This window comes from Shewanella gelidii (assembly GCF_014647855.1).
Taxonomy (GTDB): Bacteria; Pseudomonadota; Gammaproteobacteria; order Enterobacterales; family Shewanellaceae; genus Shewanella; species Shewanella gelidii.
The window spans coordinates 585,632-607,853 of the sequence record NZ_BMPZ01000002.1; the positions used below are offsets into that span (position 1 = coordinate 585,632).

Consider the following 22,222-nt stretch of genomic DNA (forward strand, 5'->3'; position numbering starts at 1 on the left):
ATTTTGTGCTTCTTATCTCAGCATTTTTCCCTTTGTATGACCCCGCAACAACCAACCTTTGAATATGTTATTGAGGAACTGGAAATATGTCGTTGGTTCTCTAATTTCACCATGGTTTTTTACAAGTCCTCCTGCGAACAAATACTTGCTAGTTTTATTGCCACAGCGTAAATTGACTGTCTATACATACAGTGCTTTCAGGGCTGTACTTATTTTCTCCACAAGCGTTTTAATTTTGGTAACAGTGAGTTGGTGTTGAGGGTGGTTAAATGAAGCTTTATATCGCAGAAAAACCTAGTCTAGCGAGAGCTATTGCTGATGCATTACCTAAGCCTCAACAAAAAAAAGAGGGGTATATACAGCTTGCAAATGGTGATGCAATTTCGTGGTGTGTTGGGCATTTGTTAGAGCAAGCAGAGCCTGAAGCATACGATTCTAAATATAAAACCTGGCAGTTAGAACATTTACCTATTTTACCAGAGCATTGGCAGCTTAAACCTAAGCCCAAAACTCGGTCACAGCTGAGTGTTTTGCGCAAACTAGTCAAACAGGCAACTCATTTAGTCAATGCTGGCGATCCTGATCGAGAAGGACAATTGCTTGTTGATGAAGTCATTGCACATCTTGGCGTAACTGGGACAAAACTTCGCACGACTCAGCGATTGTTGATCAGTGATCTGAATCAAGCCGCTGTGAAAAGGGCACTAGCGTCGATGCGGAGCAATATTGAGTTTGTCCCACTATCAACTTCCGCTCTTGCAAGAAGTCGAGCAGATTGGCTCTTTGGGTTAAACATGACTCGCGCATATACCTTGCAAGGAAGAAAAGTTGGTTATCAAGGCGTTTTGTCTGTTGGGCGGGTGCAAACGCCTGTGCTTGGCTTGGTCGTTCGGCGAGATCAAGATATTGAAGGTTTTGTGCCTAAGCCATTTTATGAAGTACTTGCACATTTAAAGACAGATTCAGATCAAATATTCTTTGCCAAATGGCAACCCAGTGATGCTTGTCTACCCTATATGGATGAAGAGGGAAGGGTATTATCTAAAAAGCTGGCGCAGAATGTACAACGTCGAATTGAAGGCAAACCAGCACGGGTTACAAACTTGTCTACTGTGGATAAGCTGCAAAATCCGCCATTACTTTACAGTCTAAGCAGTTTGCAAATTGATTTGGCGAAACGGTTTGCGATGAGCGCGAAAGCTGTTTTAGATGTATGTCAAAGCTTATATGAAAAACATAAGCTCATTACTTATCCACGCTCCGATAGTCGATATTTACCCAAATCTCAGCTCGCTTTAGTGAAAGATATTATTGCGGCTTTACTGCAAGGTGCGCCGATGTTAGTTGAGGGGCACGATGCTCCAAACCCAAAGCTGAAATCAAAGGTGTGGAATGATAGTAAAGTTGATGCGCATCATGCCATCGTTCCAACAGAAAAACCGGCCAATCTAGCTGCGCTATCGACTCAAGAAAAACAGGTTTATTTACAAATTGCTCGCCAATATCTAGCCCAATTCTACCCAGCTTACCAATACACCCAAACCAGTGTTGAAGTGACGATAGAAGGGGGCTTATTTACTGCCAAAGCAAACCAAGAAAAAGAGCAGGGCTGGAAACAGTTGTTTCCGAAAGTGGGTAAGAATAAGCACACGAGCCAAACGTTATCGGCGCAACCAGAAAACAGTTTAGCAAATGCCGGCTCCTCCTCAGACACACAAGAAAGCATGCAAATCACGCAACAGCTACCGCGTCTTACGCTCGAGCAAGCATTATTGTGTTGTAAAGCTCAGGTGATCGAAAAGAGCACTCAGCCCCCGAAACCATTTAATGATGCAAGTCTTCTGAGTGCAATGACGGGGATTAGCAGATATGTGACCGATCCTGATATTCGCAAAACTCTTAAAGAGACTGATGGGCTTGGCACTGAAGCGACAAGAGCAAATATTATAGAGTTGTTATTTAAACGTGGTTTTCTTCAGCGACATGGTAAATCAATCACCGCCACAGAGGTTGGCAAGGGGCTCATTTCTTGTCTACCAACAAGTGCGACAACGCCGGATATGACCGCATTATGGGAGCAACAGTTAGAGAAAATATGTCGGCGTGAAGTCAGTTACCAGTCATTTATGGCACCTTTATCGTTGCAGCTCGTTGAGCTTATTTCACAAGCCTGTGCTCAGCTTCCCCATGCTTTATCTGGAATCAAATCAAATGCGCCAAAACGAAAGTTTAGTAAACGTAGGCAAACCAAAGGAAAGCCTCTGAATAGGCGTAAATCGGAGTAATTCTTTCATTATTAATGCAAATTGTGAATCCTAACTCCTATTTGGCAACATTTAGATAGATAGTTGTATTTTGATTTATGAATATGTTTTTATTGCCTTTTTACTTTTATTCCTTCCGTGACGAGTTTCTTTCTCGTTAAGAAATATCTTGAAGTTGGCCGATTTAATGGTCAAGATCAATTTCTTTTTCGGTAGGATAGTTGAGTATAGTTGTCCGCCAACTTCCAATAAGAATACTCTAGGTCCAGAAAATGAAGTATCAAATTGTTCCCGTTACCCCATTTCAGCAAAATTGCAGTGTGCTTTGGTGTGAAGAGACGAATAAGGCTGCTGTGGTTGATCCCGGTGGTGATATTGATCGCATCCTTAATGTGATTAAAAAAGAAGGCTTAACTCTAGAAAAAATCCTTCTTACCCATGGTCATATCGATCATGTTGGTGCTGCAGATACTTTAGCGAAAAGCTCTGGCCTGCCAATTATTGGTCCGCATAAGGCGGATCAGTTTTGGTTAGATAATTTATCTGGTCAAAGTAAAAACTTTGGTTTTTTACCTGTTGAGCCATTTACACCCACGCAGTACCTTGAAGCTGGTGACAAGGTCACTGTTGGCGAGCAAACATTGCAGGTCTTACATTGTCCTGGTCATACACCGGGTCACGTCGTGTTTTATAGTGATAAAGATAAACGCGTATGGGTAGGCGATGTTCTATTTAGAGGGTCGATAGGCCGTACAGATTTTCCTCAATCTAATCATCAAGATCTAATTCAATCCATTACTAAAGTCCTTTGGCCTCTTGGCAATGACGTTGAGTTCGTCCCCGGTCATGGACCAGTATCTACCTTTGGTATTGAGCGACAATCAAATCCGTTTGTTGCTGATCAATTGTTTGAGTAATCCATAACCTGAAATTGCTCATTACAGTCGACTAAAAAATGAATGCCCAAGGCTTATAGCCTTGGGTTTTTTATTGGGAAAAATTACTTGGTGTGAGATCGAAATAGGCTGTTTAATTTTGAATTATTGCTGCAAAAGGTACATATGTGTTCCTAGGCAACTTTTTGTCTGTGATTATTTGCGTTAGATCTCATTAATCGGTTGTGATAAAGCGTATATTTCGTCGCTTATAAATAAAACTGTAAATAAATTACATCGAGGTTTGTATGAAACATCGCTGGCAAATTGCTATATCAGCAGCTATTCTCGCAGCGGTTTGGAGTGGATTAGCGGATTATTTTCAGTTGATCACATGGGTCGGCTTCTTAGGGTGTACCACTTTCTTTGCGCAGCCTCTCGATGGAGTGAAAGGCGTTCTTCTGAGTTGGTTTACCAATCTATCCGGTGTGTTTTGGGCGTGGCTTATTCTTATCGGGGGGGCATATTTTTCAAACCCGCTGATGGGTTATGTTTGTACCGCTATCGCCACTGCAGGTATGTGTTTACAAGCTAGTTATCGACAATTGGCGTTTATTCCCGGAACGTTTGTGGGTTGTTGCACGATGTTTGCAACGGGTGGGGATATTCAAAGTGTCTATCCTGCATTAGCGCTTGGAGCATTGCTTGGTCTATCAATGGCGATGTTTACTGATGTATTGATCCATTTATCATCGAAGTTTTTATCGCGACATTCAAAATCTTCCTCTGATGATTTGCCTTTGATGGAGGCACATAAGCCAAGCGTTTCTGTAGAGCTTGAGCAGTGAGCATTGATTAGCAATAAAAAAGCCTGCGACGAGCAGGCTTTTTTATTGCTTGAAGAGCAACTAATTGTCGAAGCAGCTCCAAATAGGTGCATGATCTGAAGGTTTCTCAATGGCTCGGAGTTCATAATCAACATCCGACTCAGTAAGTCTAGATGCTAAACTAGCTGAAGCAAGTACCACGTCGATTCTTAGACCGCGATTATCCACAAACCCTTTACTGCGATAATCAAACCAAGAATAGCGCTCAGTTCTTGTTGGGTGCAACTGTCTAAATGTATCGAACAGGCCCCAATCTAACAGCCTTTTTAGCCATTCGCGCTCTTCAGGTTGGAAGCTGCACTTTCCGGTTTTTAGCCAGCGCTTAGCATTGGGCTCACCAATACCAATATCAAGATCTACCGGTGAAATATTGATGTCACCAATAATGGCGATATCTTCATCGGGTTGATGATGTTGCTCTAAATGCAGCATCAAATCTTGATAAAATTTTCGCTTCGCTGGATATTTAGTTTCATGACTAATATTTTCTCCCTGAGGGAAATAGCCATTGAATACAGTAAGAGGACGACCATTGGGCTGATTAAATCGCCCGATAATCATTCTCCGCTGTGCATCTTCTTCGTCAGTGAGAAAACCTTTCTGTATGGCTTCTGGTTCGACTTTTGACAGCAGGGCCACACCATAGTGTGCTTTGCCACCGTGAAAATGCACTTTGTATCCCATTGCTTCGACATCTGCTACAGGAAAGGCTTCATCATGCACCTTGGTTTCCTGGAGGCCAATAATATCGGGGGCGTGGGCATCAATCAAAGCTTGTAATTGATGTAGTCTGGCTCTCAGTCCATTGATATTAAATGAAACTATTTTCATTTATGGAAGCACTTTTAGGTAAGGCTTCACAATAACATTCTCGTATACGCCGCCTTCGATATACGGATCTGCCGCTGCCCATGCTTTTGCATCTTCTAACGAATCGAAATCTGCGACAACCAAAGAACCTGTGAATCCTGCATCCCCCGGTGTTTCACTATCCACAGCAGGGTGAGGTCCAGCAATTAATAGGCGACCTTCAGCTGCTAGTGCTTTAAGGCGGTCGACGTGAGCAGGGCGAACAGCCATGCGTTTTTCTAAACTGTTTTCAACATCTTGAGCGGAGATCATGTACCACATTATTTGAATTCCTTACGTTGTTCTTCTGGGATGTGTTTAAAAAGGTATATTACGGTTGCAAAGGTATTAACTAGAGTTAGGCCAGTTAAACCAAAGACTTTAAAATTGACCCAAGTTGCTTGGGGCAGGCTAAATGCGACGTATACATTAAGTAGTGCACAAGCAATAAAAAACGCCACCCAATACCAAGTGACCTTTGCCCATATTGGATCCGCAACTTTGAGTTCTTGACCCAGCATGCCTTTCAAAATGGGCTTGTTAATTAAGTGACTAATTGCAAGTGCTGCGGCAAATAAGGCATAGACAACCGTTACTTTCCATTTGATAAACGTATCATCCTGGAACATGAGTGTCAGAGAACCAAAAAATGCCACCATCGCAAAGGTTATAAGGTGCATTTTTTCCAGTTTTTTGTACAGGAGATAGGTCACAATAAGTTGCAAAGCTGTTGCAACAATCAAGGCGCCACTCGCAACGTATATATCGACATATTTGTAGACGACGAAAAAGATGACGAGTGGTAAAAAATCTAACAGTTGTTTCATGGGGTGATTGATAGCTCAAATGAAAAAGAACGACGAGTGTAACACGCAAATTGTGCATAGAAAAAGACGAAGTCAGCACGAGTGATGCCGCCGAGTCTAGTTTCACTCGGTCGATTTCAAGTAAGGACGCGCGGGGATGCTGAAGGCAAAATTAGAAGCTGAGATTTAATGTAGTGATATTATTGTGCCTTAGCTGGTGGGTTCTCATCACAAAAAATAACCCGGTTTTTGCCATGGGTTTTGACTTGGTAAAGCGCGGTATCTGCTCGACTAAACAAAGTGTGAATATCATCATTTGGCAGGGCAATGGTTACACCAAAGCTTGCGGTTATTTTCCCTAAAGGTTCAAAGAAATGGTTTGCAACTTTTGCCCGTAAAGATTCTGCAAGGGTTAGGACGCCTTGAAGTGTCGTTTCAGGGCAAATAACCATAAACTCTTCACCACCCCAACGACCAATAAAATCTACTTTTCGACAATTATTCTTCAGTAATTTAGCGAGTTCGATCAGAACGCTGTCACCGATTTCGTGACCATACTGGTCGTTAACTCTTTTGAAGTTGTCGATGTCCAAAATGATGATGCAAAATGGGCAGCCATATCTCAAAAAACGCTCAAGTTCGCTTTGAATAACCATATCCAGTTTTCTTCGGTTCATGACTTGGGTTAAAGCATCTTCATAGGACAGTGCTTCGAGTTTTTTTCTCAAGGTAATATTTTGGCTTACCGAGGTGTAGCTTATAACTTTTCCATCGACATTCATGTCTGGTGTGATGACATGACGTAGCCAAAAAGCTTCACCTGACTTTGTCATATTCTTAATTTCACCGGTCCAAATCTTGCCACTTGAAATGGTCGACCAAATATCTTGATAAAGGCTGTCGCTAGTATCAGGATGGCGGATTAGGTTGTGACGGCGGCCGATGAGCTCACTAGCTTTAAATTCAGTGGCTTCGGCAAGTGCACTACTAACGCTGATAATTCGACCCTTGTCGTCAGTTGTTGAAGTGATCACGTATTTATCGACAATGTCAGCGTAACGCTTGATTTGGTGATAAGCCTGCCGCAACGCTTGTTGTAATCGAGTGGGAATAATGGCGGCAAACCAAGACAAAATGAATGATACGACGAGCACTGTAACGGCCGTTAGTCCAGCTGAAAGGAAATGATTTTTTTGATGCAATTGCACTAATTGACCCGTTGGAATGAGGAGTATTTGAACCTCGTCCTCATTTTGTAAAATTGACTGTAAATTAAAGCGGTAAATCTCTTCTTGCGCGGGTAATTTTTGCGATAGAACGAATTCATATTGTGGAAAGTCATTGGTAAAACTTGTGCGGTTAGGCAAATATTTATTCCAAACATTGTTTGCGGTCGAACTTGCAATGTAATTCCCGTGTTTGTCGATGATATGGATGTAAAAATTGTCAGAGTGGATCAGTTGTTCAAAGAGTTCGGTCGTGTTGATATTGGCAATAATGAAGCCACGCCTTTCTTCACCGAGAAAAACAGGGCTGGCTACGCGAAGTGTTGGGCGAATGGGTTGTTCTATCTGGCCATGCTCAATATTTAAATCAAAGTTAGAGTACCAAAATTGATTATTGGATAGGGTCATCGCGGCTTCAAAATAGTAGCGGTTTTTCTTATTTTGAAGTTGCTCTGGTTCAGTTCGATATAGTTGACCGGAGTCGAGTTTTTGCTGTAAGCGCACCACCTCATCGCCTTGGTTGTCGATGTAACGGACTTGATAAAAGTGATTGTCTGCTTGGCTTATGGCGAGCAATAGTTGCGTGAAATTATCTAAATTCTTTGGGGTTTGCTCGAGTAGATAGTTTTGCGTGAGTGGGTTGTGAATGATTGCCGTTATTAGACCTTGGTTGTGGTTGATGAAGTCATGAATAATTTGCAGTTTCAGGGTTTTCTCTAGCTCAAATTCAGTACTAATTTCGTTTTCTATTTCTGCAAAGTGAAGGGTGTAATTGATAGCAGAGGTGATCACGGCAACTAAACAACCGAAACTGAGAAACAACAGAATGAACAACCAATAAATCCTGTTTCGGCGTGGTCGATTGGTCTGGGGTGTTTTTGATGTAAGTTCGACTGAATGCTTCAAATGGTTTCCGCATGGAAAGTACCTTATTTGAATAATTCTAGTATGTTACTAATGGGGACGCTTGAAAATTATTGGATTTAATTATTAAATTTTTTAGAGGGAATGCCCGCGAATTATTAGGGCAGGCAAGGGATTTGTCTAGCTAAAGCATAGACTGATTATTGCTTGCGTTTTTGCCATTTAAATAGCACCGAGTACTTCCATAGGCTCTTGATCCCAAAAAATCCACAAAACGAAAAAATAATGCCGAAAATGAAGCAGCCGAGCAAGAATGCAGGTCCTATCGTCGCTAAAGAAGCCTCAAACCACTGCCAAGAGGCTTCAAACACAAACTCTTGTGTGGTTTGACCGAGAACTTTTGCGCCAAGAATATATGCGCAATAGAACATGACCGGCATCGTGAGCGGGTTCGTAATCCAAACCAGCGCGACTGCCACTGGAATATTGACGTTAAAAAAGATGGCGAGTGCCGCGGCTAGAACCATTTGAAATGGAATAGGAACCCAAGCTGCAAATAACCCGACAGCAAAAGCACCCGGTGCAGATTTTCGATTGAGTGCCCAAAGGTTTGGCTTATGGAGCAGGCGACCGAACATCTGCAAATGTTTATGTTTTTGCAGTGATTCAGGGTCTGGCATAAATCTTTCGATAATCTTTTTTGGCATAGCTGCAATTTGTGTCTTTACTTAGTCAGTATGAATGGATTCATATTTGGCTTTTGTGCCGCAATATTTTCCAGTTTGCTTTGGCCTGAAATGCCGACAATCTGGTTTCTTCCTTTGGTTATATTCGGAGGAGCACTACTTTATCGATATTCACAGGTGTTGGGCGGATCCTGCGTGGGCGTCGGGTGGTTAATTGTGTTTAGCCACTACTTTCTTCCGCCAGAGCCTTCTCAATCACAAGCCACTGTTTCCTTAAGCGGCGAAATCATATCACTAGTTCACCAAAACCGCGATAGTGCTCGGGTAGTTATTCGAACATCTGCAAGCAATATTCCATTTCTTGTGGCTCCAAAGTGGCAGTTGTATTGGAAGCTTCCCAAGGTGCAGAAGCTGGAACCTCGAGTCGGAGATGTATGGCATTTTGTAATAAAACCAAAAACGATCACATCAGTATTGAATCAGGGCGGCTTTAACCAGCAAAAATACTTTCTTAGTCAACATATTGTTGGACGGGGGCGTGTCTTAGATGCGTCGAAAGTTGGTCGCAATGAGAATTGGCGGCAAAAACTGATTTATCAACTTAAACCGATACTGACCCCTTTGCCCAACGGCGATATTTTGTTGGCCTTAATCACCGGAGATAAACAGTTGATCCAAGAAGCCCGTTGGCAAGGATTACGGCAGACGGGAACTGGGCATCTGGTGGCGATTTCAGGGCTGCATTTGTCCGTTGTTGCTGCTTGGAGCTTGCTGCTTTGTTTCGCGGCGTCAAAATCTATTTTTTTACGGACGGATGGACGTCAATTGGATGTGGCAATGATATTGTCCGCCTTGAACGTGATTGGCTACGGGTACTTGTCGGGTTTAGCTGTTTCAACACAAAGGGCTCTCATTATGGTGATCGTGTTGATGGTCGTGCAGATGTTTAAGCGTTATTCATCAATGTGGGAGCGGCTGCTTTGGGCTGTATTTATCGTATTCTTACTCAGCCCGTTTTCGATTCTTGGTGCCGGGTTTTGGCTATCTTTTGGGGCATTAGCGATTATTCTCTTTACGATTTCAACTTCGAAAGAGAAATCTCTCGCACTGCAGGAAGTGAGTGATGAGAAATCTCAGCGCAACATTTTTTTGAAAGTACGCGAACACCTTAAGACCTTTTGGGGGATTCAGTGGCGGCTTTGCGTAGGGCTCGGCGTATTGCAAGGTGTGTTGTTTGGTGGCCTAAGTATACACAGTGTATGGGCTAATTTTGTGTTGGTGCCCTGGTTTAGCTTTGTGGTGATCCCGCTCAGCCTGTTGAGTGGTGGGACATGGGCTTTAGGCCAAAGTATCGGAAGCGATTGGTCATTTGTGATGCAAATCGCCAGTGCAAGCATTACGCCATTGGACTGGACCCTTCGTTTGAGTCAAATGTTACCTTGGGGCTGGCAACCCGTATCAAGCGAAATCGTTGCACAACTAATATTTTTGATTGTGGGTGTGCTTCTTTGGCAGGCTCACAAAGGGCTGATGTGGCGACTGGTATCGTTCAGTATGGTGTTTCCCCTAATGATGACGGCAAAACATGCCTTTGATGGAACGCAAGCGCTACTACCCTTGAAACCAAGTTCGACACAAGTCAATGGTTTTGCGCCCTATGTCATCCCTTGGCGAGTGCATCTACTTGATGTTGGGCAGGGGCTAAGCGTTGTCGTCGAACGCCAAGGTAGGGCAATGATTTACGATACCGGCGCCTCGTTTGGAGCCAAATTTAGCTATGCAGAGCGCGTGATATTGCCATTTTTTGCTTATCAAGGGATCCGTCAACTCGATTATCTATTTTTAAGTCATGGTGATAATGACCATGCAGGCGGCGCTTCCGTTTTACGTCAGGCATTTCCTCAAGCGCGAGTTGTGACCGATATAGAGCAGTATCAAGGCATTCGCTGCCGCCCCCAATCATTCAATTGGCAAGGATTATCTGTTTCGATTCTCGCACCTGCTTGGCCCCGAAAAGGTAACAATGGCTCATGTGTTGTACAGGTTGGTGATGGCTTGAACAAAGTCATGTTACCTGGCGATATTGAAAAGGCGGGCGAAAAAAGATTGCTCGCAAGTTTTGACGAAGCACCTCATCAACTGCGTAGTCAGGTGCTCATTGCGCCGCATCACGGTAGTAAAAGCTCTTCAACTCCATACTTTATTGATGCGGTATCTCCCGATTGGGTGCTTTTCCCTGCGGGTTTTCATAATCGATGGGGCTTCCCTAAACCAGAGGTCGTGGCGCGTTATCACTCTGCGAACCGGTTGGTGACAGGTGAGCAAGGTCAGATTACCTTGACCATAAGCAATTCGGGGATCCAAGGTTTAACTTACCGCAGAAATATGGCGCCTTTTTGGTATAACCGCCTGTTAGGATTTGGTACCAAGCGGCAAGCTAGAGTAGAATAAGCCCTTTGCCATTACTCAAGTGTTTCAATGACCAAATCTTCTCATGACATCGGCCCTGTTTTTAAGCGATTACTTGTCTATTTAAAACCTCTCAAAGCTATGTTCGCAATGTCCATTTTCGGGCTCGTTCTTTATGGCGTGGTCGATGCCACGTTTATCGCATTTATGAAGCCGTTTATTGACAATGGATTCGGTGGGCAAGTCGCTGAACTATCTTCTGCTGCTGGCGCTGGTGTTGATGCTTTAGATAGCGGAGGATTTAGCGCGAGTAATGATGTCCTGATGTTAGCGCCGTTTTTTGTTATTGGCTTGTTTTCGTTACGAGGCTTAGCAAACTTCACCTCAACTTATGGTATTTCTTTTATCAGTGCGAGTTTGATTAAAAGCATGCGCCAACAAGTATTTGAGCACTATTTAACGCTGCCGGTTAGCTATATCGATCGTGAAAACAGCGGCAACCTGATTTCGCGAGTGACCTATGACACTGAGCAAATTGCCAGAGCATCCGGCAGTGCATTGATTACCATTGTCCGAGATGGGGTAACGGTTATCGGTATGCTGACATTGATGTTCTATTACTCATGGAAATTATCTTTAGTTATTTTTATTGTTGGCCCCTTGATTGGTTTGATTATCTCCATCGTGAGTCGCCGTTTTCGTAAGGTATCGAAGCAGATCCAAAGTGCGATGGGGGATGTTACTGCCGCGACAGAGCAGATGATTAAAGGGCATAAAAATGTACTGGCATTTGGTGGCCAAGAAACAGAAGCTGAACGCTTTGCCAAAGTTAATGAAAATAACCGTAAACGCAACATGAAGCTTGCCGTAGCGCAAGCCATCAGCCAGCCTTTAATCATGGTCATCGGCTCGTTTGCGTTGGCATTTATTCTATATGCAGCTAGCTTTGACAGCCTAAAAGCGGAGTTAACGGCAGGTACTTTTGCGACCGTATTAGCAGCGATGTTAAGTATGTTGCAACCAATTAAAAGCCTGACACGCGTAAATGCCGAATTTCAGCGTGGTATAGCGGCTTGTAGCACCATATTTGAATTGTTGGATGTGGAACCTGAATCTGATCAAGGTCGACACACGGTTGAAAGAGCGCAAGGAAAGCTCAGTTTTCAAGATGTTAGCTTTGGTTATCAGAGCCAAGAAAAGCTGGCGTTGCAAGGCATTAGTTTTGAGGTCAATCCCGGGCAAACTGTAGCATTAGTTGGGCGTTCTGGCTCAGGAAAATCAACGATCGCAAGTTTGATTACTCGTTTTTATTCTGGGCTGAGCCAAGGCAAAATCACCATTGATGATATCGATATTAATGATTATCAACTTGCTTCATTAAGAAGCCAAGTTGCTTTGGTTTCGCAGCAAGTGACACTATTTAACGACTCCATCGCGAATAATATTGCTTATGCTTACCCTGGTGATGTATCACGGGAACAGATTATTCATGCCGCAAAACTTGCCCACGCCATGGAGTTCATTGAGCAACTGCCTGAAGGCCTCGATACGCAAGTGGGTGAAAACGGCGTGTTACTTTCAGGCGGTCAGCGCCAACGTATCGCGATTGCGCGTGCAATGCTTAGAGACACACCATTACTCATTTTAGATGAGGCGACCTCTGCACTAGATACTGAGTCTGAAAAAGCGATTCAGCAGGGTCTTGATAATTTGCGCCAAAATCGAACGTCGGTTGTGATTGCACATCGCTTATCCACAATTGAGAGTGCAGATTTAATCCTTGTTATTGAGCAAGGAGAAGTCGTTGAGCGAGGCACACACGAGTCATTATTGGCTCTAGATGGTATGTATGCCAAGTTATACCAAATGCAGTTTGGTAGTTAGGCAAACGGGACTCCATCATGCAAGATAAAGTGAATCAAATTTGGTATGGTCGCAGTGTTTTGAAATGGTTGCTGTGGCCTTTAACCATCGTTTTTGCGGGAGTTATTTGGCTGCGTAAACAAGCTTTTCGACTCGGGTTAAAGAAAAGCCAGCAACTACCGGTTCCCGTGATCGTTGTTGGGAATATTACCGTTGGTGGCAGTGGCAAAACCCCGACGGTGATTTACTTGATAGAATTGCTTCGTCAACATGGCTATAAGCCCGGTGTCATTAGCCGCGGCTATGGTGCTAAATTTGAAGGTTGCCGAGTAGTGCACCCAGATAGTCGTGCCGAAGATGTTGGTGATGAACCGGCCATGATCGCAGCCAGAACGAAAGTGCCCATGGTCGTTGGACGAAAGAGAGTCGATGCCGCCTTTACTTTGTTGGCTGGTTACGATGTTGATGTCATTATTTGTGACGATGGCTTACAGCACTATGCTTTGCAGAGGGATATTGAACTGGCGATCCTCGATGGAGAGCGTTTGCTAGGGAATGGGATGTTGTTACCAGCAGGGCCGTTGAGAGAGCCAAAGTTGAGGCTTGATGATGTTGATTTTGTAATTAACAATGGTGGCTATGCCGCGAAAGGTGAGTGGCAAATGGATCTTGAACCCGCTGGTTTGCATTCGATTAGTGCTAATGTTATTTGGGCTGAGAAACCAGACCCATTTATGAAAGTTGCAGCCATGGCCGGTATCGGCAATCCACAGCGCTTTTTCGACACACTTCACCACCTCAAATATCGTGTAGAATTAACAAAAGCATTTGATGACCATCAAGCATTTAAGTTAGAAGAGTTAACCCAATTTGCCAACGAACTCCCGTTGTTAATGACAGAAAAAGATGCGGTTAAATGTCGCGAATTTGCGAAACACAACTGGTGGTATTTGGCAGTAAATGCGAAGCTTACACCAGAATTTGATCAGAAATTGCTAACGCGACTGCAACACGTTGTAGACGAAAAGAAAGGATAAATACCCCAATGGCATTTGATAAAAAATTACTTGATATCGTTGCATGCCCAGTATGCAAAGGAAAACTAGAATTTAATAAGGAACAACAACAATTGATCTGTAAGACTGATCGTCTTGCTTACCCGATTAATGATGGAATTCCAGTGTTGCTCGAGAACAAAGCTATCTCTTTGGCTGAATAAAAGCCTCCGGAAAATGTATTTTAAAAGGTGCTTAGGCACCTTTTGTTGTTTAAGCTTTGATGTCTATATCTTTCTAGAGACGAGATAGCAGTGGCTTATAGTGTTATTGCTAAAGGAATCACTCATGAAACTATCATCACTTGAAAAACACGTGCAATCTTTGCGGCAGCAACAGCCAAACAAGCGCGTTTTTTCATTTGAGTATGAGCATAAGAAGTACTGGCTCAAGCAAGTCGAAAAAGTTCGTGGTGCGATGAAGCTGCTAAAGTCTGACCCGCAGCAATTGTTAACCACTGAAATCGATACGCTGAAGCGCTATAACCAGTTAAAGGCTCCTGTTCCTGTGGTGGCATGCTCGGGTACAGACTTTGTTGTGATTGAAGATGCCGGTGTCACACTTAAACACTTATTCTTAAAACAGAAGCTGACGACTGAGCAGGCTCTACCTGTGGTACAAGTGGTAGGTAAAGCACTGGCTGAGTTGCATGCACAAGGGCTAAACCATGGTCGCCCCGCGTTAAGGGATATTGCTTGGCGTGACGGCAAGGTGACTTTTATTGATTTTGAAGCTTATCGTGCTGATATGGATATACTCAGCCTGCAATCTCGCGACTTACTGGTGCTGATCCATAGTTTTTATCGCGATTTAGGAGAAGCAGGGCATACATTGGTTCATCAAGCAGTGGCTGCCTATAGAGAGGCTGGTGGCGAAGATGTGTGGCAACATGCACTGGCAAAAATGCGCCGCCTTTCTTGGCTCGAAATGTTGCTGCGACCAATCAAGCCTATTGCTGGAAAGGATTTACGGCCGTTATACCCAATGATGGATTTCATCAAATCGTTTTGACTCCTCCCCATTTATTGACATAGGGGGCTTTTGGCCTTGCGGCCGAGAAAGTCGTGGCGCTTCGCCCACACCCGAGCAAAGGGGTAAAGCGTTTGTACCCCTTTGCAAACCCTCAACGCCCCATTACGAAGTTGTTTTTCCTTGTGCTTTTGGATAAATCAGTAACGATTCCGATGGTACGTCCTGTACCTCGGAACCTATGCTGACATCCATGTCAGCATCACCTGATTGATTCCAACGCTCTGCGGCAACTTCGATGGGGAGTCATCGTAATCCGAAGGTTTATTTGGATATTCCGAATGAAGCGTAATCGAAGAGATAAATTTCATCGTATCCATAGACCCAAGTGTGTTGATGGCAAGGATGCCATCGCCAAGCCCACATGGATTGTGCTTGCGGCGTCACCTTGGGGATTTGGATACTAAAGCCTGCTGCAGGCAATAAATTGGATTGAAGTTATGGTCTTCAGGTGACCAGTTCAATTCCTTTTGGCCTTGCGGCCAACCAAAGTCGTGGGTCTTCCACCCACACCCGACCAAGGAGGACTGCTCGTCCTATCCTCCTTGGATTCTCCATGACGCCCGGCGAAATTTTCTGAGAAGCAAAAATTTCCAACGGGAAACCTTTGTAACCCGAAGGCGCATTTGAAATGTTCCACAGAAGCGCTTGTGCACAAGCCTGCGGCAAGCAATAGATTGGATTGAAGCCATGGCCTTCAAATTGCCAATTAAATTGGAATGCGGCCTTGCGGCCGAGAAAGTTGTGGCGCTTCGCCCACACCCGACCAGAGGGGATCAACAGCAATCCCCTCTCGGATCACCGTGCCGCCCCCATTGCGAAGTTGTTTTTCCTTGTGCTTATTTGAAAATAGCTAACATTTCCGATGGTATGTCCATACCCCCGAAAATTAGCTCAGCGTCCATGCTGAGCTTACGCAATTTTCTTCAACGCCCTGCGGCAACTTCGATGGGGGAGCGTTGTAACCCGAAGGTTTATTTGGATATTCCGAATGAAGCGTAATCGAAGAGACAAATTTCACCGTATCCATAGACCCAAGTGTGTTGATGGCAAGGATGCCATCGCCAAGCCCACAGGGAAGTGCTTGCGGCGTCACCTTGGGGATATGGATACAAAAGCCTGCTGCAGGCAATAGATTGGATTGAAGCCATGGCCATCAAATTGCCAACTTGATTAGAATGCGGCCTTGCGGCCGAGAAAGTCGTGGGGCTTCGCCCACACCTGAGCAAAGGGGTAAAGCGTTTGTACCCCTTTGCAAACCCTCAACGCCCCATTGCGAAGTTGTTTTTCCTTGTGCTTATTCGAAAATCGCTAACATTTCCGATGGCAAATCCATATACCCCGAAAATTAGCTCAGCATCCATGCTGAGCTTACGCAATTTTCTTCAACGCCCTGCGGCAACTTCGATGGGGGAGCGTTGTAACCCGAAGGTTTATTTGGATATTCCGAATGAAGCGTAATCGAAGAGACAAATTTCACCGTACCCATAGACCCAAGTGTGTTGATGGCAAGGATGCCATCGCCAAGCCCACAGGGAAGTGCTTGCGGCGTCACCTTGGGGATATGGATACAAAAGCCTGCTGCAGGCAATAGATTGGGTTGAAACCATGGCCTTCAAATTGCCAATTAAATTGGAATGCGGCCTTGCGGCCGAGAAAGTCGTGGCGCTTCGCCCACACCTGAGCAAAGGGGTAAAGCGTTTGTACCCCTTTGCAAACCCTCAACGCCCCATTGCGAAGTTGTTGTCCTTGTGCTTATTCGAAAATCGCTAACATTTCCGATGGTATGTCCATATACCCCGAAAATTAGCTCAGCATTCATGCTGAGCTTACGCAATTTTCTTCAACGCCCTGCGGCAACTTCGATGGGGGAGCGTTGTAACCCGAAGGTTTATTTGGATATTCCGAATGAAGCGTAATCGAAGAGACAAATTTCACCGTATCCATAGACCCAGGTGTGTTGATGGCAAGGATGCCATCGCCAAGCCCACAGGGAAGTGCTTGCGGCGTCACCTTGGGGATATGGATACAAAAGCCTGCTGCAGGCAATAGATTGGATTGAAGTCATGGTGAACAGTTCATCTATCGGCATTCATGTTCAAGGCTGGATTTCTATACAGGTATAATGAAAAAGTACTAAATTGGCTAATTTTTGCTTCCTATTATGTAATTTGACGAGGCTCTTTCTCCTTATGTGTGTTATCGTAACCTATTGTTTATATAGGGTTAAATTTAGCTTCAAACTAATTTAATAGGAAGCAGGTTCAGGCTCGATAAATCGGGGCTCGGTTTCTTTAGCCATGATCACAGAACCCTTGCTTAAATGTGTAGATTATTGTTATAAGATTCAAGCAATTAAACATATTGCTCAATGCGTGCATTAGATTATGCCGATTTACATAGGCGGATTGCTCGCTAATAAGCGTTAAGTTTCACGGATACTATGGAGATAAATTTCAGTGATAGATGAATCAAATCCCGCAGGGAGATTACATAAAATTTTGTCTCAGGCAAAAGCGCAACCAGATAATAAAACTGTTAAATTTGCTTGGAGTAAAACTCTTGGAGTTGAGGAAGACGATATTGTCGTTACGAAGTCAGTAATAGAGCTATATTCTCTTTCGCAAGAAATACAATCTCTTATAAAAATGAATGAGAACCTAAACCACGACCTTTATTTATCATCATTTCATCGGATTGATCGAGTATTTTTTCCGTTAAATTTAGGCACAACTTGGCAAGGTGCAAAACAACACCTGACAGAGGAAGCGTTAACTAGATTACAGTTTTGTGCGCAAGAGCTATCAGGTTTTTACTCTGAAGAATCATTAACCAAAGAAGATTTAGCCGATATTATCAAAAAAACAGATGAACTTTACGACTCATTGTATAACTCAACTTTACCAACCGTGTTAAGGCTTACTTTATTAGAAGAAGTTCAGCGTATTAGAAATGCTATAAGTTTGTATCAAATTAAAGGGGCTAAAGGCTTAAAAGAAGCATTACAAGGGGCTATTGGTGCCGTTGTTGCAAATCAGGAAGAACTGAAAAAAGCTAAAAACGAAAATGATGAGGTAATAACAAAGTTAGGAACCTTACTTGATAAAATGGACTCATTTGCTTCTAAGGCTCTAAAAATACATAAAATTATTAAAGCACCAATTAGCTTTTTGATAGAAAAATTTAGCAGTAACAATGAAGAGCAAGATTCCGAGTTAGAAGTTGCAAGTGAAACTTAACAAGTCAATGCACTCGGACTTGCTAAAGCTGTCACATTTTTTGTTCCAAAAAATCCGCCAACTTCACCAAGCCGGTGATTGAGGCGTTAGCATTACTCTCCACGTCAAGTAGAGCGCATAATTTCGGTCTAATTCTTTAAGCCTAGTTTACAAACAACGCCCATAAAAAAACCGCTACCTTGGTAGCGGTTTTTTATTAAAGCTTAGTGCTTAAGGCTTAACAATTACTTGTTAGCTTCACGCTCTTTAACTTCAGCAATTACTTTTTCAGCAACACTGTTAGGACATGGTGCGTAGTGAGCGAATTCCATAGAGAATTGGCCACGACCAGATGTCATTGTACGTAGTGAACCGATGTAACCGAACATTTCTGAAAGCGGTACGTCAGCTTTAATACGAACACCAGTCACACCAGCCATTTGGTCTTTGATCATACCACGACGACGGTTAAGGTCACCAATGACGTCACCTACGTTGTCTTCAGGGCTAAATACGTCAACGTTCATGATAGGCTCAAGAAGTTGGGCACCCGCTTTAGGCATAGACTGACGGAATGCGCCTTTTGCAGCGATTTCGAACGCGATAGCTGACGAGTCAACTGCGTGGAAAGCACCATCAACAAGCTCAAGCTCAACGTCAAGTACTGGGAAACCAGCAACAGTACCAGTTTGCATCATTGATGCGAAACCTTTCTCAACTGCAGGCCAGAATTCTTTCGGTACGTTACCACCAACAACTGAAGAGCTGAAAGTGAAGCCAGAGTTTTGCTCGCCAGGACGGATAACATAGTCAATTTTACCGAACTGACCAGAACCACCAGACTGCTTCTTATGCGTGTAGCTATCTTCAGTTACCTTAGTGATAGTTTCACGGTAAGCAACTTGAGGCTCACCAACAATTAGGTCAACACCGTAAGTACGCTTAAGGATGTCAACTTTAATGTCTAAGTGAAGCTCACCCATACCTTTAAGGATGGTTTCGCCTGAATCTTCGTCAGTTTCAACGCGGAAAGATGGATCTTCTGCAATCATTTTACCGATAGCGATACCCATTTTCTCACTGCCACCTTTATCTTTTGGCGCTACAGCGATAGAGATTACAGGCTCTGGGAATACCATGGCTTCAAGAGTACAAGGATCTTTCACATCACATAGCGTGTGACCGGTTTGAACGTTCTTCATACCCACGATAGCGATGATGTCACCGGCTTGCGCAGAATCAAGTTCGTTACGCTCATCAGCTTGCATCTCAACCATACGACCAACACGTTCAGTTTTACCTGTCGCGCTGTTTAGAATGGTATCACCTTTCTTGATCTTACCTGAGTAGATACGTACGAAGGTCAATGCACCGAAACGGTCATCCATAATTTTGAATGCGAGTGCTTTGAAAGTTTCTTCGGTAGAAACGAGAGCGTGTTCGCCAGTTTCGTTACCTTCTTCATCAGTAAGCGGTTGTGGATCAACTTCAACTGGGTTTGGTAGGTAATCAACTACAGCGTCAAGTAGAAGCTGCATACCTTTGTTCTTGAACGCAGAACCACAGTATGTTGGGAAGAACGCCATAGTACGCGTACCTTGACGGATACAACGCTTGATGTCTTCGATAGAAGGCTCTTCGCCGTCCATGTAAGCCATCATGAGGTCATCGTCCTGCTCAACAGCAGTTTCGATTAGCATTTCACGGTATTCTTCAACTTTGTCAACCATGTCTGCTGGAATGTCTTCGATGGTGTAGTTTTCAGCTTGTCCTGTTTCGTCCCATACCCATGCTTTACGGGTTAATAGGTCAACAACACCAGTGAACTCATCTTCGATACCAATTGGAAGTACCATAACAAGTGGGTTAGCCGCTAGAACGTCTTGAGTTTGCTTTACAACACGTAAGAAGTCAGCACCCATACGGTCTAACTTGTTCACGAAGATGATACGAGCAACTTCAGATTCGTTCGCATAACGCCAGTTGGTTTCTGATTGTGGCTCAACACCACCAGAACCACAGAATACACCGATACCACCATCTAGTACTTTAAGTGAACGATAAACTTCAACGGTGAAGTCAACGTGACCAGGAGTGTCAATTACGTTAAAGCGGTGGTCGTTCCAAAAGCAACTTACAGCAGCAGACTGAATAGTAATACCACGCTCAGCTTCCTGTTCCATGAAGTCGGTTGTAGATTCACCGTCATGCACTTCACCGATCTTATGGATCTTACCGGTTAGCTTTAGGATACGCTCGGTTGTCGTGGTTTTACCAGCGTCAACATGAGCGAAGATACCAATGTTTCTGTACTTTGATAAATCAGTCATTTCTCTACTCTATAAGAATGTCATTCAAAAATTCGGGGGGAAGTATATCAATACTTTTGGCAAAGTTTTACGGTTTTTTCTTAAAATCCTTGAAATCGGCAAAAATAGTTAAAAATTGGCATGGATTTTTAAGCCGTTTTAGGTGCGACCGTACGTAACCGCATCATATTGAGCACTCGAAAACAAGCAAGTTTAGTCACTATCATCGGTTGCGGTTGCAACGTATATTGGTTTGGTTATGCAACTTGGTGTTCATTTAAGTGATTGAAATAATACAGTTGTTCCTTGAATTGCTCAGACGGGTGAAGTCAGGTGTTTTTATGTGCCAGTCATTTTTCGTGACGCTTTGGCCAGCGCTTAAAAACTTGAATTGTCCTTGCAAAGATTGATTAATGATTAGACAACGCATTTTTATAATATTTTTGTAAAACCCACTGTAAAATCCTTCATTTTGCGTCAAACAGCGGGAGCAATTAGTCGAAAACGTGCCTTTAGAGCTTTTGAATTGTTATCGATTGTCATGAAAGGAAATTGACAGGATTAGAGAATACAATTTGAGTCAGCCGGTGCAAGTTGCACATTGGCACCCGTGCTTATCAATCTATACTGTCTGCTCAAAGGGAATTATCTATGAATTGGTTGGTCTTTCTCGAGAGGATGTTATACAAACTATACACTTCGCTGAAGTTGCAGGCCAACACCCGTTTAGCCTGCATAATGTTCGCACGAAATAATCAGAGAGCAGTATCATCCAGCCCCGTTATTTTTGCAGCCCTTGGTATAGTGTTTCAATCCATCTATCTTCACTAATAAAGCGCCAGCTCCAATCTTTCCACTTCGTCGGTACGCCTTGTTGTTTGGCTTGCTCTAAGCTGATGCCTTGCTTCTGTATTGACTGCATCCACTCAATGGATTCGTCCAACATGGCTTTAAATCGCTGTAAATCTTGTTTATTTGCCAGGCTGCCGTGGCCAGGAATGATTTGTGTTTGTGCTGACATCATTGCCAGTGCTTTCGCAACATTGTCACGATAACCTGTGACTGAGCCTCCGCCTTTTAAGTCAATGTAAGGGAAGCGGTCTTTAAAAAACAGATCGCCCATGTGGACCAATGGTGTTTGCTTCCACAGCACTATACTGTCGCCATCTGTATGTCCTGGCCCCATGTGAATGATCTGCAAGGTATCTTGATTGAAGTGAACAGAAATACCCTGTTCATAGGTGATAACTGGCAGCGCAGATGCAGTCGACTTTTCATTGTTGCTCAGACGTTTGAGCACATTGTGGTGCGCCATAATCGTACCGTGTTTGCCGAAGTGTGCATTGCTCCCAGTGTGATCACCATGGTAATGGGTGTTGATTATGAACTTAGGCATTCCGGGTTGAATATCGGCAAGTGCTGCTTCAATTTTATTCGCAAGTGGCGCAAATTGGTCATCAATAATTAGAATGCCATCTTCACCTGCTGACACCCCGATATTCCCACCTGCACCAGCAAACATATATGTGGTTTCTGTGAGTTTTTGTGCCTTAATTTCTACATTTGCAAACCGATCATCAGCGGCATTGCTTTGAAAGCAAATCGATAACAACAAGCTTGCGCTTAGTAAGATTTTTGGTGTTTTCATCCTGTACCCACATTATTCTGTTTATTGGATTTGAATTGAAATACTTAACCTTCAAACCTCTAAGATGACATTTTTATGTGACCAAAGCTAGGGTCTCACGTGCAAGAGCAGCTTGTACGTTAGATAGGTAAAGATTGATCACTTGCCACAAATGAAGACACGGTGTCATTTGGCAGAATGAGCCGTAGTCATTGAAGCTTGAGATCATGGAAAATAAAAAGCCACAGCCTCAAT

General features: G+C 43.6%; 19 protein-coding genes. 11 read left to right on the forward strand and 8 right to left on the reverse strand.

The window, feature by feature from the left end; translation table 11 throughout:
* Window positions 1-269 precede the first annotated feature (269 nt).
* From IEY18_RS06105 to IEY18_RS06115, 3 genes are all read left to right on the forward strand, one after another.
* Window positions 270-2,285 carry a DNA topoisomerase III gene (locus IEY18_RS06105; protein WP_188918829.1) on the forward strand — a complete coding sequence of 672 codons (2,016 nt, stop codon included), beginning with the start codon at window positions 270-272 and terminating at the stop codon, window positions 2,283-2,285.
* A 251-nt stretch (window positions 2,286-2,536) separates the two neighbouring features.
* Window positions 2,537-3,181, forward strand: a complete 645-nt coding sequence (locus tag IEY18_RS06110; protein ID WP_188918831.1) for an MBL fold metallo-hydrolase — start codon at window positions 2,537-2,539, stop codon at window positions 3,179-3,181.
* 266 nt (window positions 3,182-3,447) lie between these two features.
* Window positions 3,448-3,987, forward strand: a complete 540-nt coding sequence (locus IEY18_RS06115; protein WP_188918833.1) for a DUF1097 domain-containing protein — start codon at window positions 3,448-3,450, stop codon at window positions 3,985-3,987.
* Window positions 3,988-4,047: 60 nt separating this feature from the next.
* On the opposite strand, the gene xthA is transcribed toward IEY18_RS06115, so the two are convergent.
* The 5 genes from xthA to IEY18_RS06140 form a co-directional block, all read right to left on the reverse strand.
* Window positions 4,048-4,857 (reverse strand): exodeoxyribonuclease III, encoded by an 810-nt coding sequence (xthA, locus tag IEY18_RS06120; protein ID WP_188918835.1) that lies wholly within the window; start codon window positions 4,855-4,857, stop codon window positions 4,048-4,050.
* Window positions 4,858-5,157 (reverse strand): YciI family protein, encoded by a 300-nt coding sequence (locus IEY18_RS06125; RefSeq protein WP_188918837.1) that lies wholly within the window; start codon window positions 5,155-5,157, stop codon window positions 4,858-4,860. It abuts the gene before it with no gap.
* The gene (locus IEY18_RS06130) at window positions 5,157-5,702 is read right to left on the reverse strand and encodes a septation protein A (RefSeq protein WP_188918839.1); all 546 of its coding nucleotides are present in this window, start codon (window positions 5,700-5,702) and stop codon (window positions 5,157-5,159) included. Before IEY18_RS06130 ends, IEY18_RS06125 begins: the two co-directional genes overlap by 1 nt.
* 179 nt (window positions 5,703-5,881) lie before the next feature.
* Window positions 5,882-7,741: a sensor domain-containing diguanylate cyclase gene (locus IEY18_RS06135; RefSeq protein ID WP_188918841.1), complete on the reverse strand. Its 1,860-nt coding sequence runs from the start codon at window positions 7,739-7,741 to the stop codon at window positions 5,882-5,884.
* A 230-nt stretch (window positions 7,742-7,971) separates the two neighbouring features.
* Window positions 7,972-8,478 (reverse strand): DUF2062 domain-containing protein, encoded by a 507-nt coding sequence (locus IEY18_RS06140; protein WP_188918843.1) that lies wholly within the window; start codon window positions 8,476-8,478, stop codon window positions 7,972-7,974.
* 90 nt (window positions 8,479-8,568) lie between these two features.
* Here IEY18_RS06140 and IEY18_RS06145 point away from each other — a divergent pair, with 90 nt between their 5' ends.
* From IEY18_RS06145 to IEY18_RS17460, 6 genes are all read left to right on the forward strand, one after another.
* Complete coding sequence (locus IEY18_RS06145; protein WP_188918845.1) at window positions 8,569-10,908, forward strand: DNA internalization-related competence protein ComEC/Rec2; 2,340 nt, start codon at window positions 8,569-8,571, stop codon at window positions 10,906-10,908.
* 27 nt (window positions 10,909-10,935) lie between these two features.
* The gene (msbA, locus tag IEY18_RS06150) at window positions 10,936-12,750 is read left to right on the forward strand and encodes a lipid A export permease/ATP-binding protein MsbA (RefSeq protein ID WP_188918847.1); all 1,815 of its coding nucleotides are present in this window, start codon (window positions 10,936-10,938) and stop codon (window positions 12,748-12,750) included.
* 17 nt (window positions 12,751-12,767) lie between these two features.
* Window positions 12,768-13,766: a tetraacyldisaccharide 4'-kinase gene (gene lpxK / locus IEY18_RS06155; protein WP_188918849.1), complete on the forward strand. Its 999-nt coding sequence runs from the start codon at window positions 12,768-12,770 to the stop codon at window positions 13,764-13,766.
* Between the two features lie 8 nt (window positions 13,767-13,774).
* Complete coding sequence (locus IEY18_RS06160) at window positions 13,775-13,948, forward strand: Trm112 family protein (protein WP_188918851.1); 174 nt, start codon at window positions 13,775-13,777, stop codon at window positions 13,946-13,948.
* A 124-nt stretch (window positions 13,949-14,072) separates the two neighbouring features.
* A complete protein-coding gene (locus IEY18_RS06165) occupies window positions 14,073-14,795 on the forward strand; it encodes a BUD32 family EKC/KEOPS complex subunit (RefSeq protein WP_188918853.1) in 723 nt (240 codons plus the stop codon).
* A 299-nt stretch (window positions 14,796-15,094) separates the two neighbouring features.
* Window positions 15,095-15,220, forward strand: coding sequence for a hypothetical protein (locus IEY18_RS17460; protein WP_268244245.1), 126 nt, complete (start codon window positions 15,095-15,097; stop codon window positions 15,218-15,220).
* Between the two features lie 40 nt (window positions 15,221-15,260).
* On the opposite strand, the gene IEY18_RS06170 is transcribed toward IEY18_RS17460, so the two are convergent.
* Window positions 15,261-15,593 (reverse strand): hypothetical protein, encoded by a 333-nt coding sequence (locus tag IEY18_RS06170; protein WP_188918855.1) that lies wholly within the window; start codon window positions 15,591-15,593, stop codon window positions 15,261-15,263.
* A gap of 462 nt (window positions 15,594-16,055) precedes the next feature.
* On the opposite strand from IEY18_RS06170, the gene IEY18_RS06175 reads away from it, so the two are divergent.
* Both IEY18_RS06175 and IEY18_RS06180 read left to right on the forward strand, forming a co-directional pair.
* The gene (locus IEY18_RS06175) at window positions 16,056-16,274 is read left to right on the forward strand and encodes a hypothetical protein (RefSeq protein WP_188918857.1); all 219 of its coding nucleotides are present in this window, start codon (window positions 16,056-16,058) and stop codon (window positions 16,272-16,274) included.
* A gap of 998 nt (window positions 16,275-17,272) precedes the next feature.
* Window positions 17,273-18,052: a hypothetical protein gene (locus IEY18_RS06180; RefSeq protein WP_188918859.1), complete on the forward strand. Its 780-nt coding sequence runs from the start codon at window positions 17,273-17,275 to the stop codon at window positions 18,050-18,052.
* Between the two features lie 224 nt (window positions 18,053-18,276).
* Here IEY18_RS06180 and fusA read toward each other — a convergent pair whose 3' ends face one another.
* Both fusA and IEY18_RS06190 read right to left on the reverse strand, forming a co-directional pair.
* Window positions 18,277-20,361 carry an elongation factor G gene (fusA, locus tag IEY18_RS06185; RefSeq protein WP_188918861.1) on the reverse strand — a complete coding sequence of 695 codons (2,085 nt, stop codon included), beginning with the start codon at window positions 20,359-20,361 and terminating at the stop codon, window positions 18,277-18,279.
* 760 nt (window positions 20,362-21,121) lie between these two features.
* Window positions 21,122-21,988: an MBL fold metallo-hydrolase gene (locus tag IEY18_RS06190; protein ID WP_188918863.1), complete on the reverse strand. Its 867-nt coding sequence runs from the start codon at window positions 21,986-21,988 to the stop codon at window positions 21,122-21,124.
* Between the last annotated feature and the right edge of the window lie 234 nt (window positions 21,989-22,222).

What these genes read in the sequence shown, in the direction of transcription:
- IEY18_RS06105 (WP_188918829.1), top strand. Translation starts at nt 270, where the DNA reads ATGAAGCTTTATATCGCAGAAAAACCTAGTCTAGCGAGAGCTATTGCT.
- IEY18_RS06110 (WP_188918831.1), top strand. Translation starts at nt 2,537, where the DNA reads ATGAAGTATCAAATTGTTCCCGTTACCCCATTTCAGCAAAATTGCAGT.
- IEY18_RS06115 (WP_188918833.1), top strand. Translation starts at nt 3,448, where the DNA reads ATGAAACATCGCTGGCAAATTGCTATATCAGCAGCTATTCTCGCAGCG.
- xthA (WP_188918835.1), bottom strand. Translation starts at nt 4,857, where the DNA reads ATGAAAATAGTTTCATTTAATATCAATGGACTGAGAGCCAGACTACAT.
- IEY18_RS06125 (WP_188918837.1), bottom strand. Translation starts at nt 5,157, where the DNA reads ATGTGGTACATGATCTCCGCTCAAGATGTTGAAAACAGTTTAGAAAAA.
- IEY18_RS06130 (WP_188918839.1), bottom strand. Translation starts at nt 5,702, where the DNA reads ATGAAACAACTGTTAGATTTTTTACCACTCGTCATCTTTTTCGTCGTC.
- IEY18_RS06140 (WP_188918843.1), bottom strand. Translation starts at nt 8,478, where the DNA reads ATGCCAAAAAAGATTATCGAAAGATTTATGCCAGACCCTGAATCACTG.
- IEY18_RS06145 (WP_188918845.1), top strand. Translation starts at nt 8,569, where the DNA reads ATGCCGACAATCTGGTTTCTTCCTTTGGTTATATTCGGAGGAGCACTA.
- msbA (WP_188918847.1), top strand. Translation starts at nt 10,936, where the DNA reads ATGACCAAATCTTCTCATGACATCGGCCCTGTTTTTAAGCGATTACTT.
- lpxK (WP_188918849.1), top strand. Translation starts at nt 12,768, where the DNA reads ATGCAAGATAAAGTGAATCAAATTTGGTATGGTCGCAGTGTTTTGAAA.
- IEY18_RS06160 (WP_188918851.1), top strand. Translation starts at nt 13,775, where the DNA reads ATGGCATTTGATAAAAAATTACTTGATATCGTTGCATGCCCAGTATGC.
- IEY18_RS06165 (WP_188918853.1), top strand. Translation starts at nt 14,073, where the DNA reads ATGAAACTATCATCACTTGAAAAACACGTGCAATCTTTGCGGCAGCAA.
- IEY18_RS17460 (WP_268244245.1), top strand. Translation starts at nt 15,095, where the DNA reads ATGAAGCGTAATCGAAGAGATAAATTTCATCGTATCCATAGACCCAAG.
- fusA (WP_188918861.1), bottom strand. Translation starts at nt 20,361, where the DNA reads ATGACTGATTTATCAAAGTACAGAAACATTGGTATCTTCGCTCATGTT.
- IEY18_RS06190 (WP_188918863.1), bottom strand. Translation starts at nt 21,988, where the DNA reads ATGAAAACACCAAAAATCTTACTAAGCGCAAGCTTGTTGTTATCGATT.